The 15836-nt window shown below is 69.7% G+C and carries 13 protein-coding genes; 9 read left to right on the top strand and 4 right to left on the bottom strand.

What is annotated here, in order from left to right; translation table 11 throughout:
• The first annotated feature begins 10 nt into the window (after positions 1–10).
• Complete coding sequence (locus K3M35_RS01180) at positions 11–847, top strand: GNAT family N-acetyltransferase (RefSeq protein WP_094980585.1); 837 nt, start codon at positions 11–13, stop codon at positions 845–847.
• Between the two features lie 32 nt (positions 848–879).
• On the top strand, positions 880–2721 hold the full coding sequence (locus K3M35_RS01185) for a penicillin-binding transpeptidase domain-containing protein (RefSeq protein WP_183079142.1): 1842 nt from the start codon (positions 880–882) through the stop codon (positions 2719–2721).
• A gap of 2 nt (positions 2722–2723) precedes the next feature.
• Here K3M35_RS01185 and K3M35_RS01190 read toward each other — a convergent pair whose 3' ends face one another.
• Entirely contained in the window at positions 2724–4079 is a 1356-nt protein-coding gene (locus K3M35_RS01190) for an APC family permease (RefSeq protein WP_019289129.1), read from the bottom strand.
• 49 nt (positions 4080–4128) lie between these two features.
• A complete protein-coding gene (locus tag K3M35_RS01195; protein ID WP_006554249.1) occupies positions 4129–4992 on the bottom strand; it encodes a LuxR C-terminal-related transcriptional regulator in 864 nt (287 codons plus the stop codon).
• 108 nt (positions 4993–5100) lie between these two features.
• Here K3M35_RS01195 and K3M35_RS01200 point away from each other — a divergent pair, with 108 nt between their 5' ends.
• The 4 genes from K3M35_RS01200 to K3M35_RS01215 all read left to right on the top strand — a co-directional run bounded on the left by K3M35_RS01200 (position 5101) and on the right by K3M35_RS01215 (position 8721).
• The gene (locus K3M35_RS01200; RefSeq protein WP_019289131.1) at positions 5101–6744 is read left to right on the top strand and encodes an AMP-binding protein; all 1644 of its coding nucleotides are present in this window, start codon (positions 5101–5103) and stop codon (positions 6742–6744) included.
• A 65-nt stretch (positions 6745–6809) separates the two neighbouring features.
• Positions 6810–7667 carry a type I methionyl aminopeptidase gene (gene map / locus K3M35_RS01205; RefSeq protein WP_006554247.1) on the top strand — a complete coding sequence of 286 codons (858 nt, stop codon included), beginning with the start codon at positions 6810–6812 and terminating at the stop codon, positions 7665–7667.
• 94 nt (positions 7668–7761) lie between these two features.
• Positions 7762–8145 carry a hypothetical protein gene (locus K3M35_RS01210; protein WP_217579880.1) on the top strand — a complete coding sequence of 128 codons (384 nt, stop codon included), beginning with the start codon at positions 7762–7764 and terminating at the stop codon, positions 8143–8145.
• A gap of 9 nt (positions 8146–8154) precedes the next feature.
• On the top strand, positions 8155–8721 hold the full coding sequence (locus K3M35_RS01215; protein ID WP_024100650.1) for an alpha/beta fold hydrolase: 567 nt from the start codon (positions 8155–8157) through the stop codon (positions 8719–8721).
• 75 nt (positions 8722–8796) lie between these two features.
• Here K3M35_RS01215 and mtr read toward each other — a convergent pair whose 3' ends face one another.
• Both mtr and K3M35_RS01225 read right to left on the bottom strand, forming a co-directional pair.
• On the bottom strand, positions 8797–10170 hold the full coding sequence (gene mtr / locus K3M35_RS01220; RefSeq protein WP_006554243.1) for a mycothione reductase: 1374 nt from the start codon (positions 10168–10170) through the stop codon (positions 8797–8799).
• On the bottom strand, positions 10167–11237 hold the full coding sequence (locus K3M35_RS01225; protein ID WP_064061050.1) for an alpha/beta hydrolase: 1071 nt from the start codon (positions 11235–11237) through the stop codon (positions 10167–10169). Before K3M35_RS01225 ends, mtr begins: the two co-directional genes overlap by 4 nt.
• Positions 11238–11424: 187 nt before the next feature.
• On the opposite strand from K3M35_RS01225, the gene mqo reads away from it, so the two are divergent.
• From mqo to K3M35_RS01240, 3 genes are all read left to right on the top strand, one after another.
• Positions 11425–12951 carry a malate dehydrogenase (quinone) gene (mqo, locus tag K3M35_RS01230; RefSeq protein ID WP_217579878.1) on the top strand — a complete coding sequence of 509 codons (1527 nt, stop codon included), beginning with the start codon at positions 11425–11427 and terminating at the stop codon, positions 12949–12951.
• Between the two features lie 96 nt (positions 12952–13047).
• Positions 13048–14310: a uroporphyrinogen-III C-methyltransferase gene (gene cobA / locus K3M35_RS01235; protein WP_006554239.1), complete on the top strand. Its 1263-nt coding sequence runs from the start codon at positions 13048–13050 to the stop codon at positions 14308–14310.
• Positions 14311–14369: 59 nt separating this feature from the next.
• A complete protein-coding gene (locus tag K3M35_RS01240) occupies positions 14370–15791 on the top strand; it encodes an MFS transporter (RefSeq protein WP_230826315.1) in 1422 nt (473 codons plus the stop codon).
• Positions 15792–15836: the final 45 nt, after the last annotated feature.

Below are 15836 nucleotides of genomic sequence, written 5' to 3' on the forward strand. Positions count from 1 at the left end.
TGGTGAGCGAGTGCTCAAGCTTCTGGGCGTCCGGTCGTTGGGCGGACGTGACACCGCCGCGGTGCTCCGGGTGCTCTCCCGCGACCCCGTGGCCGCGTGCATGGTGGCCGGCCGCGTCGAGGAGTACGGACTCGACGGGCGTGCCGTCGGCGGCGAGATGTGGAGCCGCGGAGGCCCCGAGACCTCGCTGTGCTTCTCCGGCGCGAACCTCATTCCGCTGCTGGGCAGTCCGGACGACATCCAGGCGTTCGCCGAGCGCGCGAGTCGCGGGCCGCGGTTGTGTTCGTCCATCGTCGGTCGCGCCGAGTACGCGCTGCCCATGTGGGAGCGACTCGAATCCACGTGGGGCGCTCCCCGCGAGGTGCGCGCCGAGCAACCCCTCCTCGTCCTCGACCGCGAACCGCTCGTGGACCCCGACCCGCTGGTCCGGCCCGTGCGGACCGACGAACTGGATGTGTATCTGCCCGCCGCGATCTCGATGTTCATCGAGGAGGTCGGCGTCGACCCGCGCACCGGCGACGGCGGTGCGGGTTACCGGCGCCGCGTCGCGAGCCTGATCGCGGCGGGACGCGCCTGGGCGCGGTTCGAGGACGGACAGGTCGTGTTCAAGGCGGAGGTGGGTTCGCAGTCGTCCACGGTGGGCCAGATCCAGGGCGTCTGGGTCGATCCCGCGCATCGTGGCTCGGGCCTCGGCACGATCGGCACGGCCGCCGTGGCCTGCGCGGTCGCTCGCAGTGGTCGCCTGCCCAGCCTCTACGTCAACAGCTTCAACGCCCCGGCTCGTGGAGCCTACGCCCGCGCGGGTTTCCGTCAGGTCGCGACGTTCTCCACGGTGCTGCTCGACTGATTTCCCGTCGGCTCTGCCTACGATGACGGGCGATGAGACCTCGAAGTTCCACCCCGGCATCCCCGTACGCACGCGCACTCCGGATCGGCGCTGTGTGGTCGGCGGCCGTCGTGCTCCTCGGCCTGGCCGTCGCGTGCACGCCGCGGCCGGCCGGGCCGGAGGCCGCCGCCCAGGCGTTTCTCGACTCGTTCGCCGCGCAGGACGTCGCGTCGGCGGCGGATCGCACCGACCGCCCCGACGACGCGGCCGTCGCGATGCAGGAGGTCCTGGACGGGCTTCAAGCCGAATCCCTCATCGCCACAACGACATCCACCCGGATCAGCGGCGACTCCGCGACCGTGGGCTACAGCTACGAGTGGCACCTGCCGAAGGAACGGGTATGGCAGTACACCGGTGAGCTCAACATGGGGCGCAGCGGGAACGACTGGATCGTGCGGTGGGCGAAGTCCGCGCTGCACCCGCAGCTCGGCGAACGGCAGACCATGCAGCTCCGCAGCAGCCCGGCGCCGCGTGCCCGGGTCAACGAGCACGCAGGCAGCGACATCCTCGTCCCCGGCACGGTCTACGGCATCGCCTTCGACGCCGCGCAGACCACCGACGTCGCCGGCGCCGCACGACAGCTCGCGTCGACGTTGTCGGAGTTCGATTCCTCGCTCACGGCGCAGGCGATCGCGGAATCGGTGACGGCCTCCTCCGGGCCGCGCTCGGTGATGCGACTGCGCGAGGACGACTACGAGCGCGTCGCCCCACGTCTCGCCGGGATCGACGGTGTCGTGGTGACCGAGCAGGCCGACCTCGTCGCGACCGATCGCAACTTCGCGCCGGATCTCGTGGGTCAGATCAAGAAGACCGTCATCGACGAGGTCGACGGCACGGCCGGGTGGAGCGTCGTCGTGGTGAACCAGTACGGCGTGGACACCGGGGTGCTCACCGAGACGCCGCCGCAACCGGTGCCGTCGTTCTCGGTCAGTCTCGACCGTCCCCTCCAGCTCGCGGCCCAGGCGGCCGTCGATGCCCGCACCGAGCAGGCGATGACGGTCGTGATCGAGGCGTCCACGGGTGCGGTGCTGGCGGTGGCCCAGAACAAGGCCGCCGACCGGGACGGCCCGGTCGCGCTGGCCGGCCAGTACCCGCCGGGCTCGACGTTCAAGATCGTCACCTCGGGTGCGGCGATCGCCGAGGGGAGCGCGACCCCGAACACGATGGTGCCGTGCCCGGGCCGCATCACGATCGGTGAGCGCAGCGTGCCGAACTACAACGAGTTCGAGCTCGGGACGGTCTCTCTCGCTACCGCTTTCGCCCGATCCTGCAACACCTCCTTCGCCAAGCTCGCCTCCGAGATGGCCCCGGACGCGCTGACCGTCGCCGCTTCGCAGTTCGGTATCGGTGTGGACTACGAGGTGGTCGGGATGCCGACCTTCACCGGTTCGGTTCCGCCCGCGGAGGATCTCGTCGAACGGACCGAGGACGGCTTCGGTCAGGGCAAGGTGGTCGTGAGCCCGTTCGGGATGGCGCTCACCGCGGCGACGGTCGCCGCCGGCCGTACCCCGGTGCCCTATCTCATCGCGGGTCGCGAGACCGTTGTGAGCGGTTCGCCGCCGCCGGTGACGCCGGAGATGGTGGAGGGTCTGCGCGAGATGATGCGCCTGGTGATCACGAGCGGTACCGCCGACCGCATCCGGGACCAGGGCGACGTCTACGGCAAGACCGGCGAGGCCGAGGTCGAGGGCGGGTCGCACTCGTGGTTCGTCGGTTACCGCGGTGATCTGGCGTTCGCGACGCTCGTCGTGCGCGGCGGCAGCTCCGACAATGCGGTCGCGGTCACCCGCGACATGTTCGCCGCCCTGCCGCCGGAATACGACGAGGGAGCCTGAGCTCAGGTCGTACTCGCGGGCCGACCGTCGCGCCGGCCCGCGAGTCGCGTCACCAGCCACAGCACCACACCGATCCCGAGCAGCACCCCGGCCGTCCGGTACTGGGTCACGGGCCGGTCGACCCACGGCAGGACGAGGAACAGGCAACTGGCCGCCCCGAGCACCGGAAGGATCGTCGGCGCGCGGAAGTGCCGGTGCTCCACGTGGTCCCGGCGCAGGACCAGGGCGGCGACGTTGACGATCGCGAACACCCCCAGCAGGAGCAGCGCCGTCGTCCCCCCGAGTTCGGGCACACCGCCGACGAAGACGACGAGACCGACCGCGAGCAGCGTCGTGAACGCGATCGCGACATAGGGCGTGCGGCGCGTGGGGTGCACCCGCCCCAGGACGGCGGGCAGGACGTCCTCGCGGGCGATGCCGTAGACCAGCCGGCTCGCCATCAGCATGTTGATCAGCGCGGTGTTGGCCACCGCGAACATCGTGACGAAGGCGAAGATCCCGACCGGGAACGCCGGCGCGCCGACCTCGACCACCCGCAGCAAGGGCGTCTCGCCCGCCCCGAGCTCCTCGGGCGCGACGAGCGCGATCGCGGTGATCGAAACGAGCACGTACACCAACGCGGCGAGACCCAGGCCGAGCAGCAGCATCCGGGGGAAGATCCGGGTGGGCTCCTTGCACTCCTCGGCCATGTTCACCGAATCCTCGAACCCCACCATCGCGAAGAAGGCCAGGGCCGTCCCTGCGACCACCGCGGAGAAGACGGACCGGTCGCCGGGATCGATCTCGACCACACGCGAGAAGTCCCCGCCGCCGAAACCCAACGCCCACATGCCGATCGCGACGATGATGAGCAGGCCGCCCAACTCGACCATCGTGAGCACCACGTTGGTCTTCACGCTCTCGCCGACCCCGCGGAAGTTGATCACCGCCAGGACGAGGACGAAGACCAGCGCGATCACGGTGATCCCGGCCGTGCCGGCCAGGTCGAGTCCGAAGGCCTCGGCGAAGTTCGCGGCGAACGCCCGCGCGGCAGTGGCGGCAGAGGTGATGCCCGAGGACATCACGGCGAAGGCCACCAGGAAGGTCAGGAAATGCACGCCGAACGCCTTGTGCGTGTAGAGCGCCGCTCCGGCCGCCCGCGGATACTTCGTGACCAGCTCCAGATAGCTGAACGCGGTCACCGTCGCGACGGCGAACGCGACGAGGAACGGCAGCCACACCACGCCGCCGACCTCGTTCGCGACCTCCCCGGTGAGAGCGTAGATGCCGGTGCCCAGGATGTCGCCGATGACGAACAGCAGGAGCAGACCCGGTCCGAGGACGCGGACGAGCTGGGGTGAGTCGGTCGTCTCGGCCACCGCAGGCCCCCTTCCGCACCCTGTCCGCCGATGGGGGACCGGCCGGATATCAGGGCAGCAGACCCGATTTTCGCGCGGCGACGACGGCCTCGTGGCGGGAATGGACGTCGAGCTTGCTCATGGCGCTGCGCAGGTAGCTCTTGACCGTCTCGGCACCGACCGACAGGCGCTGGGCGATCTCGGCGTTGCTGCACCCCAGCGCCACATGGGACAGCACGTCGGTCTCGCGCGGGGACAGCACGACGTCCGTCGGTTCCGGTTCCGTTCCGTCGAGCACCCCGGCGAGACGGTCGGACAACGAGCGGAGCTTCTCCTGCAGCGCCGGATCGGTTGTGCCCTGCGCGAGCACCCGCAGCTCGGCGTGGACCTCGCGGACCTGCGCGGTCGCGACGGGATCGCGGTCGCCGGACGACCGCTCGAGCATCGCGAGTCGCCGATCGACCTCGTCGCGCACCTCGATCTCGTGCGCGAGACGTGCGGCCGCCTGCGCGAACGCCGTCACCGCCCGATCACCGACCGGCGCGCACTCGCGCGCGGCGCCGTACAACACCGCGCGGGCCTTGCCCTCGACGAGTACCGGCACGGCGAGGATGGACCGCAATCCCTCGTACAGAACGGGACGGTCGAAGTGGTGCGTGATCGACGCAGAGCGACCGTAGTCCGACACCGTCACCACCCGCGACTCCGCGAGGACGCGACCGCCGAGACCGGCCCGCGGAGGCACCACGACCCCCGCCAGGCTGTTGGTGCGGGTGCCGAAGAATTCGCTGAGCTGCAGCGATCCCTGCTGGACCTCGCCGGCGAAGACCACCGGCAACTGTGCCTGCGCCGCGGTGCGGCGGAGTTCACCGCGCAGGGCGTCACCGTCACGGGGACGCAGCAGCGCCGACGAGGAGGACGACACGAACGCCACCCCTTTCCGGGGGTATCGGGGAACATGGTGTGACTCGAATCATAGACGTCGAACGGGTGTGCTCCACAGATCAGGAACACCCTGGCCGGTACGGACGAAAGGACCACTATGGGCGACACAGCGAGCCGCGTGCGGACACTGCTCGAGCGGTACGACACGGCAGACGCCTGCGCAGCCCGACTGCTGTGCGACGACCATCCCGCCGACGCGGTGGCGTTCACCGTCGTCGACGCGGACCTGAGCTCCACCGATCTCACCTACGGCGAGCTCCGCGAACGGTCGATCCGCTTCGCCGCGGCGCTGGCGGATCTCGGTGTCGAACCCGGCGACCACGTCGCGACGCTCATGGGCAAGTCGGCAGACCTGGTGGTCGCGGTTCTCGGTATCTGGCGTCGCGGCGCCGTGCACGTGCCGCTCTTCACCGCCTTCGCCCCGCCGGCGATCGCCTTCCGGCTCGACGCGAGCGGCACCAAGGTGGTCGTGGCCGATCGTGATCAGGCCGGCAAGCTCGCCGCCGGATCGGATCTTCCCGCCGAGGTGCCGTGGCAGGTCGTCGTGGCCGGGGAGGGAGACGCCGACGCGTCCGGGCGTGGGGCCCGCGACTTCGGCGAGCTGGTCGCCGCGCAGTCGGCCGACGACCCGCGTGGCGAGGCCGTCGCCGTCGGCGCCGAGGGGCGCCTGGTCCAGCTGTTCACCTCCGGCACGACCGGCACTCCCAAGGGTGTTCCCGTCCCGGTGAAGGCGCTGGCGTCCTTCCACGCCTACCTGGAGTTCGGCCTCGACGTGCGCAAGGACGACGTCTTCTGGAACGCGGCCGATCCGGGATGGGCGTACGGGCTCTACTACGCGCTACTCGGGCCGCTCGCGGCCGGTCGGCGCAGCCTCCTGCTGCACGCCGGTTTCTCGCCCGCGCTCACCTGGCAGATCCTCGACACCTTCGGGGTGACCAACTTCGCGGCGGCCCCGACGGTCTACCGCAGCCTCAAGGCCGACACCGCCGAGCACCCGCCGGTGCGGCTGCGTCGTGCCTCCTCGGCCGGTGAGCCGCTGACCCCGGACGTCCTCGAGTGGTCGAAGGAGACCCTCGGTGTCGTGGTGCGCGACCAGTACGGACAGACCGAACACGGCATGTTCGTCGTCGACGCGTGGGCGGACGAGCTGCGCGAGGACACCCCGGCGCGTTCGATGGGCAAGCCGCTGCCGGGCTGGAGCTGCGCGGTGCTGCGCGAGGACAGCGACGAGATCGCCGAGCCCGGTGAGGTCGGACGCGTCGCGATCGACGTGCACGCGAGCCCGCTCGTGTGGTTCACCGGCTACGTCGACGCACCCGAGAAGACCGCCGACCGGTTCAGCGAGGACGGCCGCTGGTACCTGACCGGCGACGCCGGCAAGGTCGACGAGAACGGCTTCTTCTTCTTCTCGTCCCGCGACGACGACGTGATCATCATGGCCGGTTACCGCATCGGCCCGTTCGACGTCGAGTCGGTGCTCGTGATGCACCCCGACGTGATCGAGGCCGCCGTGGTGGGTCTGCCGGACGAACTGCGGGGGGAGGTCCTCGAGGCGTTCGTGGTGCTGCGGGAGGGTGTCGAGGGCGACGACGCGGTCGAGGCGGAGCTGCAGAAGCTCGTGAAGCAGAAGTACGCCGCCCACGCCTACCCGCGCGCGGTGCACTTCGTGCCGCACCTGCCCAAGACGCCGAGCGGCAAGGTCCAGCGCTTCAAGCTGCGCCAGGCGGGCGCTGTGGGCTGAGCGGCGCACGACGGCCCGATCGGTGGATGACGGGGGAGCGGGGCGCGGCGGCTAATCTGGAAGTCATGGCTACCCGCGCTCCGCTCGTCCCCGGCACTCCGACTCCCGTCCGGGAGGTGCCCGCATCGATCGAACGGCCGGAGTACGTGTGGAAGCCCACGGCGAAGGAAGGCAACGAGCCGTGGGTGCAGACACCCGAGACGATCGAGAAGATGCGACTCGCGTCGAAGATCGCCGCACAGGCCCTCGTCGAGGCCGGTAAGGTTGTCGCGCCGGGCGTGACCACCGACGAGATCGACCGCGTCGCGCACGAGTACATGTGCGACCACGGCGCCTACCCGTCGACCCTCGGCTACCGCGGCTTCACCAAGTCGTGCTGCACCTCGCTCAACGAGGTCATCTGCCATGGCATCCCCGACTCGACCGTCGTCGAGGACGGCGACATCGTCAACATCGACGTCACCGCCTACATCGACGGCGTCCACGGCGACACCAACGCCACCTTCCTGGCCGGCGACGTCTCCGAGGACGTCCGCCTGCTCGTCGATCGCACCCGCGAGGCCACGATGCGCGGCATCAAGGCGGTCAAGCCGGGCCGGGCCCTCAACGTCATCGGCCGGGTCATCGAGTCCTACGCCAACCGCTTCGGCTACGGCGTCGTCCGCGACTTCACCGGCCATGGTATCGGCGAGACCTTCCACAACGGCCTGGTGATCCTGCACTACGACCGGCCCGACATCGACACGATCATCGAGCCCGGCATGGTGTTCACCATCGAACCGATGATCAACCTCGGTACGCCCGACTACGAGATCTGGGACGACGGCTGGACGGTCGTCACCAAGGACCGCAAGTGGACCGCGCAGTTCGAGCACACCATCGTCGTCACCGACACCGGCGCCGAGATCCTCACCCTGCCGTGACCTCCGCTCGCTGAGCGAGCACGGAGTTCGGCCCCGACCCGGAAAGGGTCGGGGCCGAACCTGTTTCGGAAGGCGGCCGGCCTGGGGTGCCGCGTTGCGGGCGACCTGCCAGGTCGCGCCCACGCACACCGCGGCCACCAGCAGGGGGAGCGCCACCAGGGTCGTCGTCGGCGACGCGTCGACGATCCACGACCACAGCGACGACCACGACCGGGTCCACGTGACGAGGGTCGCGGCGAGACCGCCGATCACGACGACGGACGCGGCGGCCGTCAGCAGACCCGTTGCGCGCCAACGGTGCTGGATTGCCCCGACGAGCATCGACAGCGCAACGATCAGGAGCATGGTGGCGAAGAAGCCCAGGAACTGCACCACGGAACTGTCGGTGACGAAACGCAGGATCCCGAACATCCGCATGTCCACTCCCCAGCCCGTCGTCGATACGGCAAGAGGCGGAGCACGGACTGCGGCCATGTAGCGTTTGCCCATGGAATCGAGGACGGTGACCACGCCCGGTGGGGACGTGCAGGTTCGGATCGGCGGCCCCGAAAGTCGTTACACGGTGCTGCTCTTCCCCGACGCGGGGGAGGACGCAGGTGTGTACGACGTCGTGTGCGAGCGGCTGCACACGTCCGACCTGCGGACGATCGTGGTCGAGAAGATCGACGGACTCGCGCCCGCCGACGTGTTCGCCCTACTGGACGCCCTCGCCCTGCCCTGGGTTCATCTGGCGGGCAGCGGCGCGGGAGCCGAACTGGCCTGGGCCGTCGCCGCAGGACGCTTCGGACGCTTCGCGAGCCTGGTGGTCGCCGACCGCGGCCATCCCGCGGTCGCGGATCGTGACGGCACGGTGCGCGACGCGTCGGCGCCGCCCGCGGAGGTGCCCACCACGATCGTCGTGGGCGATGCCTCGCGTCGACCCGAAGCGGACGCATCGATGCGCTACGTGACGGGAGAGTTCCGGGTGGTCGAACTCGCCGGGGTCGCCAACGTGCCCGCCGAGGCGCCCACCGACTTCGCGTCCGCGATCGCGCTGCGCACCGGAAGCTGGTGAGACGCGTGTGGCCTGCGGCCCGGAGAGGGCAGCAGGCCACACGGCGCTGGTGAAGGTGCTCGGAGACCCCGAAGTTCAGAGACCCAGCAGGGCGTTCTCGACGAGTTCGGGCAGCGCGGGGTGGATCCAGTACTGCCCGGTCGCCATCTCCCGCGCGGGCAGACCGAACGACATGGCCTGGATGAGCGGCTGGATGACCGTCGACGCCTGGGCCCCGATGATGTGGGCGCCGAGCAGCAGACCCGTCGACCGATCGGCGATCAGCTTGCAGAAACCTTCGGTGTCCTCCATGGCCCAGCCGTAGGCGACGTTGCCGTAATCCTGGATCTTGACGGAGATGTCGAATCCCACCTCCCGGGCCTCGGCCTCGGTGAGACCGACCGACGCGATCTGCGGATCGGTGAACACCGCGGAGGGGACGTAGCGGTGGTCCGTCCGCTGCAGACCCGTGGTGTCGCCGCTCCACGCGTCGTGCAACAGGTTGTGCTGGACGACCCGCGCCTCGTGGTTGGCCACGTGCTTGAGCTGGTAGGGCGACGACACGTCGCCGAGGGCGAACACACCCGCCGCGGACGTGCGCTGGAACTCGTCGACCACGATCCGGCCCTTCGCATCGAGTTCGATGCCGGCCGCCGCGGCGTCGAGCAGGTCACCGTTGGGCTGCCGACCTGTCGCGACGAGCAGGGCGTCGCCGCTCACGACGGTGCCGTCGGCGAGTTCGACCTCCACGCCGTCGCCGACCGGACGGAACGCCCGGGCCGGATTGGCGAGGTGGACGTCCCACTTGGCCGCGGCGAGCGCCGTGAACCGCTCGGAGACGTCGGCGTCGAGGTGCCGCAGTAGACGGTCGGTCCGCGCGATCACCGACACCCGCGTGCCGAGCGCCGAGAAGACGTGGGCGAACTCCATCGCGATGAAACCCGTCCCGAGGATTACGAGGGACTCGGGCAGTTTAGGCAACCGCATGATGCCGTCGCTCGTGTGATATCTCACACCGGAATCGAGTACCTCCTGCGGGATGGCGGGCCGCGAACCGGCCGCGACGACCACCTGGTCCGCGGTGATCACCTCACCGGTTCCGGTGTCGATGCGGCGCTCGCCGACGAACCGCGCGTGACCGTCGTAGACGGTGACGTTCGCGCAGTCCTCGCGGCGGTAGCGCTCGCCGCCCGCAGCGATGGGATCGATGCGACCGAAGACCCGGTCGACGATGTCGTTCCACCGCACTCCGTCGATCGACGCGTCGACGCCGTACTTCGCCGCGGTGCGGACCGTGTGGGCGACCTCCGCGGCGTAGACGTACATCTTCGTGGGGATGCAGCCCACGTTGAGGCAGGTGCCCCCGAAGGTGCCTTCTTCGAGGAGAGCGACGCGCTTCCCGTCGTACCGCTCGTCGAGGATCGAATTCCCCGATCCTGTGCCGATGATCGCGAGGTCGTAGTGGGTCACGCGTGCTCTCCCGTGAGTCGGTGCAGTACGGAAACGGTGGCGGAGTCGTCGGAGTCGTCGGCCTCGGTTCGGGAACCGGAGGTGTCCGCCTCGTCCGCTCCGTCCAACCATTCCAGCCACAAGTCCAATTCCCGGAAGGCCTCCGCCAGGGGACCGGGTGTGGACAGGAACACGTCGTGACGGGCACCGTCGATCGGCACGATCGTCGTGCGGTTGCCGAGGCATCCCGCCCATCGGGCTATCTGGCGGACGTCGAGGACCGCGTCGACGGTGTCGACGCTCGCGTCGTACCGCGGAGCGAAGCGCGAGGCACCGGACCGCAGGATCAGCGACGGCACCCCGATGTCGAGCCCGCGGTGCAGGACGGCCTGGCCCCGCCGCACGGCACGTAACCAGCCGAAGCGGACGGGGAACCCGGTCAACGGCTTCCAGTCGAGGTCGTAGCGCCAGCCGTCGCACTGCAGGCTGCGGCCGTAGGCCTCGGTCTTCGGCAGCGGTATGAGCGCGCGCGGGCGGAGGCGGCCGACGATGTCGACGGCCGCCGTGCCGACATTGCGCAGGTAGGACGGTCCCTGCAGGTCGAACCACGGACTGTTCAGGACGAGACCCACGATGCCCGCCGCGGCAACCCCGCCGGGCCGGCGACGGAGACGGTCGAGCCACAACGGCAGGACGAGCCCGCCCGTCGAGTGGGCCGCCAGCAGCACACCGCCACCGACCTCCTCGCGCACCACGCGCAGCGCCTCGTCGAGTTCGGCGTCGTAGTGGGAGAGATCGGTGACGAAGTGAGGGGTGTGCCCGGGTGCCCGCGAACGACCGCACTTGCGCAGGTCCAGCGCGAAGAAGCGGTAACCGCGCGCCGCGAAGTGCTCGGCGAGGTGCTGCTGGAAGAAGTAATCGGTGAAGCCGTGGACGTAGAGCACCGCCCGGTCGGGGAGATCGGTAGACGGAGGCTGGTAGCGCACCAGGGTCGCCGAGATCTCGCCTTCGCCGTCGGGGTCGGTGCCCAGCGGCAGTTCGAGCTGTTCGTAGCCGTCTCCGAGGACGTCAGGACGCCAAGTAGTCACTATCACACCCTAGGTGTGTTCGCCGACCACCGCTCATGGGTACACAATGAGGTGAAATGAAACGCCGGACCACGCGCGGGTAACCTGTCGGTCGCATTCGCGCGCCGCGTTGACGGGACACCCACGCGAGACGGTACCTCCGTACTTCGGCGGCGCGTGCGAACCAGACAAGGAAGTCGATTTCCCAGTGTCAGAGAACGTAGTAGCGAAAACCGATGTAGTGCTCGTGGGCGCGGGCATCATGAGCGCAACCCTCGGTGCGTTGTTGCGTCAGGTGCAGCCCGACTGGTCGATCACCGCGTTCGAGCGCCTCGACGCCGCGGCCGCCGAGAGCAGCGACCCCTGGAACAACGCCGGTACGGGCCACTCCGCGCTGTGTGAGCTCAACTACACTCCTGAGAAGCCGGACGGTTCGGTCGACATCGCGAAGGCCGTCAACGTCAACGAGCAGTTCCAGGTCTCGCGCCAGTTCTGGGCGTACGCCGTCGACAACGGCATTCTGTCCGACCCCAAGAACTTCATCAATCCGGTTCCGCACGTCAGCTTCGTACACGGCGCCGAGAACGTGAAGTACCTGCGTGCCCGCTACGACGCCCTTGCCGGCCATCCCCTCTTCGAGGGCATGGAGTACACCGAGAGCCCCGAGGTCTTCACCGAGCGTCTGCCGCTCATGGGCAAGGGCCGCGACTTCTCCGACCCGGTTGCCCTGAATTGGACGCAGACCGGCACCGACATCGACTTCGGTGCCCTCACCAAGCAGCTCATCAACCACGTCGCGGCCTCCGGCGGCACCGTCTTCTTCGGCCACGACGTCACCGACGTGTCCAAGCAGTCCGATGGCAGCTGGATCGTGAAGGTCCGCAACCGCCGCACCGGCGAGTCGCGCAAGGTCCAGGCGAAGTTCGTCTTCGTCGGCGCCGGCGGCGGCGCGCTGCACCTGCTGCAGAAGTCGGGCATCAAGGAGATCAAGGGCTTCGGTGGCTTCCCCGTCTCCGGTGCCTTCCTGCGCTGCACCAATCCCGAGGTCATCGCGCAGCACAGCGCCAAGGTCTACGGCAAGGCCGCGGTCGGTGCCCCTCCGATGTCGGTGCCGCACCTCGACACCCGCGTCATCGGCGGCAAGCAGGGTCTACTCTTCGGTCCCTACGCCGGCTGGTCGCCCAAGTTCCTCAAACAGGGCGGCGTCATGGACCTGCCCAAGTCCGTCAAGCCCGGCAACCTGATGTCGATGCTCGGCGTCGGCGTCACCGAGCTCGGCCTGGTCAAGTACCTCGTCGGTGAGCTCATGCAGTCGCCCGCCGACCGCATCGGCACCCTCGCCGAGTTCGTGCCCGAGGCGCGCCTCGAGGACTGGGAGCTCATCGTCGCCGGCCAGCGTGTGCAGGTCATCCGCCGCAAGGGTGCGGGCGGTGTCCTCGAGTTCGGTACCGCCGTGGTCAACGCGGGTGACGGTTCGATCGCCGGTCTGCTCGGTGCGTCGCCGGGTGCCTCGACGGCCGTTCCGGCCATGCTCGACGTCCTCGAGCGCTGCTTCCCGCAGCAGTGGGCGGGCTGGCAGTCCAAGCTCCGCGAAATGGTCCCGTCGCTCGGTCTGAAGCTGTCCGACAACCCCGACCTGTTCCGCCAGGTATGGGACCACAGCACGAAGTCGCTGCAGCTCGACGTCTGCTCCGACACCGTGGCCGAGGCACCCGCAGAGGCCGCCGCGGTCTGATCCGATCACTGCACCTGTGGCCCGGGGCGATGCCCGGGCCACAGGTGTCCCGAAGGTGGGTCCGATCGGATTCGCCCCGACACGAGAGATGGGGAGATGCCCGTGTCCGCTGCCGCTGAGGACGAGACCAGTTACCTGGTCGGACTCGATCTCCGTGGACGCCGCGTCGTGATCGTCGGAGGAGGCAGCGTCGCGCAGCGGCGTCTCGGTCTGCTCGTCGCGTCCGGTGCCGACGTCCACGTGGTCGCCCGGGCCGCGACCCCCGTGGTCGAGAGCATGGCGACGAAGGGCCGCATCTCCCTCGACCTGCGCGACTACCGCGACGGCGACCTCGACGGCGCGTGGTACGCCATGGCCTGCACCGACGAACCCGAGACCAACGCAGCGGTCGTCGCCGAAGCCGAACGCAACAGGATCTTCTGCGTCCGCGCGGACAACGCCCGTCACGGCAGTGCCGTCACCCCCGCCACGGCCCGCTACGAGGGTCTGACCGTCGGCGTCCTCGCCGGTGGCGACCACCGCCGGTCCGCCGCCGTGCGCACCTCGATCCGTGACGCCCTCGCCGGAGCGGCCGTCGCCGAGTTCGCCGAGACCGCGCCGAAGCCGGTCGGCGTCGCCCTCGTGGGCGGAGGGCCGGGCGATCCCGACCTGATCACCGTGCGCGGTCGACGCCTCCTCACCCGCGCCGACGTGGTCGTCGCCGACCATCTCGCCCCGCAGGAACTGCTCGCGGAACTCGACTCGCACGTCGAGGTGATCGACGCGGCGAAGCTCCCGTACGGACGGGCCATGGCCCAGCAGGTCATCAACGAGACCCTCATCGACCGCGCAAAGGCCGGCAAGTTCGTCGTCCGACTCAAGGGCGGCGACCCGTACGTCTTCGGTCGCGGTTACGAGGAGCTCGAGGCCTGCACCGCGGCCGGCATCCCGGTGACCGTCGTCCCCGGCATCACCAGCGCGATCTCCGTGCCGTCCGCGGCCGGGATCCCCGTCACCCACCGTGGGGTCACCCACGAATTCGTCGTGGCCAGCGGCCACGTCGCGCCCGGACATCCCGACTCGCTCACCGACTGGGACGCGCTCGCCAAGCTGCGCGGCACCCTGGTCCTGCTCATGGCCGTCGAACGCATCGAGCAGTTCGCCGACGCCCTGATCGCCGGCGGACGTCCCACCGACACCCCCGTGGTCGTCGTGCAGGAGGGCACGCTGAGCAGCCAACGTGTGGTGCGTGCCGATCTGTCGACCGTCGCTCAGCGTGTCCGGGACGAGGCCGTGCGCCCGCCCGCGATCGTCGTGATCGGGCCGGTGGCCGGATTCGGACTCGATCCGCGGACCGGCTCCGACTCGGACGGTGGGTAACGTTGGATCACGTGTCAGCCACTTCGCATCCGTCGGCCACCCGCGCGGTCGCTCTGGCCATGCTGGTCCTCAGCGGCCTCCAGTTGATGGTCGTGCTCGACGGAACGGTCGCGAACCTCGCGCTCGCGCCGCTGCAGAGTGATCTGGGACTGTCGGATGCGGGTCGCAACTGGGTCCTCACCTCCTACGCCCTCGCCTTCGGCGGGTTGATGCTCCTCGGCGGCCGTCTCGGCGACAGCTACGGACGTAAACGCACGTTCATGGGCGGAGTCGGCCTGTTCACCCTGGCGTCCCTGCTGTGCGGTCTGGCGACCGGCGAGGCGATGCTCATCGGCGCCCGCGCCCTGCAGGGCGTCGGCGCCGCGGTCGCGTCCCCGACCGCCCTCGCGCTCGTCGCGACGACCTTCGCCGCAGGTCCGGCACGCAACCGCGCCATCGCGGTCTTCGCGGCCATGACCGGTGTCGGGTCCATCGCCGGACTGATCCTCGGGGGTGCGCTCACCCAGCTTTCGTGGCGCTGGATCTTCCTCATCAACGTCCCTATCGGCGTCCTCATCGTCGTGCTCGCCGCGATCGCGCTGCGTGAGACCGCCTCCGAACGCCTCGCGCTCGACGTGCCGGGCGCGATCCTCGCGACACTCGGATGCACCGGCCTGGTCTTCGGTCTCACGGAGGGTCCCGAAATCGGTTGGTCGAGCCCCTCGGTCATCGGCGCGATCGTCGCCGGCTTCGTGCTGCTCGGAGTGTTCCTGCTCGTCGAGCGGCGGGCGGAGAACCCGCTGCTGCCGTTCGTGCTGTTCCGCAACAAGGACCGCGTCGCGACCTTCGTGGCGATCTTCTTCGCGGGCGCCGTGATGTTCAGCCTCGCGGCCTTCGTCGCCCTGTTCGTGCAGGACATCCTCGGCTACAGCCCGCTCGCCGCGGGTCTGGCCTTCGTGCCGTTCGCCTTCGGTCTCGGCGGTGCCGCCGCGGTGTCGTCGAAGCTGGTCGCGCGGATCGAACCGCGCTGGCTCGTGGTCACCGGCTCGGCGATCATGACTGTCAGCCTGCTCTACGGCTCGACCATGGACGGCAGCGTCCGCTACTTCCCGACCCTGTTCGTGCTGGTGCTCGTTGTCGGCTTCGGGGTCGGCCTGGCCGTGGTCCCGCTGCCGCTGTGCGCGATATCCGGGGTGGGACCGCACGAGATCGGACCGCTCTCGGCGATCGCGCAGGTCGCCCAGACTCTCGGAGGTCCGGTCGGCCTCGGGGTGATCGGTGCGATGGCCACCTCGCGGACGATGTCGCTCGGTGGTGTCTCCGGAGCCGTCGCCGACATGACCGACGCCCAGCTCGTCGCCCAGGGCGAGGGATACATGTTCGCGCTCGTCGGCTGCGCGGTCTGCGCGGTGATCGCCGGTGTCGCCGCGCTGTTCATCCGCTTCACTCCCGAAGAGGTCGCGCAGGCGCAGGAGGCCGAGAAGGCCGCGCAGACCTCCTGACCGTCGGACCGTCACCGTGGCGGACGAGCGACCGCTGCGGCGGAT

Source organism: Rhodococcus sp. DMU2021, from assembly GCF_019641445.1.
GTDB classification, from domain to species: Bacteria; Actinomycetota; Actinomycetes; order Mycobacteriales; family Mycobacteriaceae; genus Rhodococcus; species Rhodococcus pyridinivorans.

Coding starts and splice junctions, on each gene's coding strand:
- K3M35_RS01215 (WP_024100650.1), top strand. CDS start 8,155: ATGGAATCGAGGACGGTGACCACGCCCGGTGGGGACGTGCAGGTTCGG.
- K3M35_RS01185 (WP_183079142.1), top strand. CDS start 880: ATGAGACCTCGAAGTTCCACCCCGGCATCCCCGTACGCACGCGCACTC.
- K3M35_RS01240 (WP_230826315.1), top strand. CDS start 14,370: ATGCTGGTCCTCAGCGGCCTCCAGTTGATGGTCGTGCTCGACGGAACG.
- K3M35_RS01200 (WP_019289131.1), top strand. CDS start 5,101: ATGGGCGACACAGCGAGCCGCGTGCGGACACTGCTCGAGCGGTACGAC.
- cobA (WP_006554239.1), top strand. CDS start 13,048: ATGCCCGTGTCCGCTGCCGCTGAGGACGAGACCAGTTACCTGGTCGGA.
- map (WP_006554247.1), top strand. CDS start 6,810: ATGGCTACCCGCGCTCCGCTCGTCCCCGGCACTCCGACTCCCGTCCGG.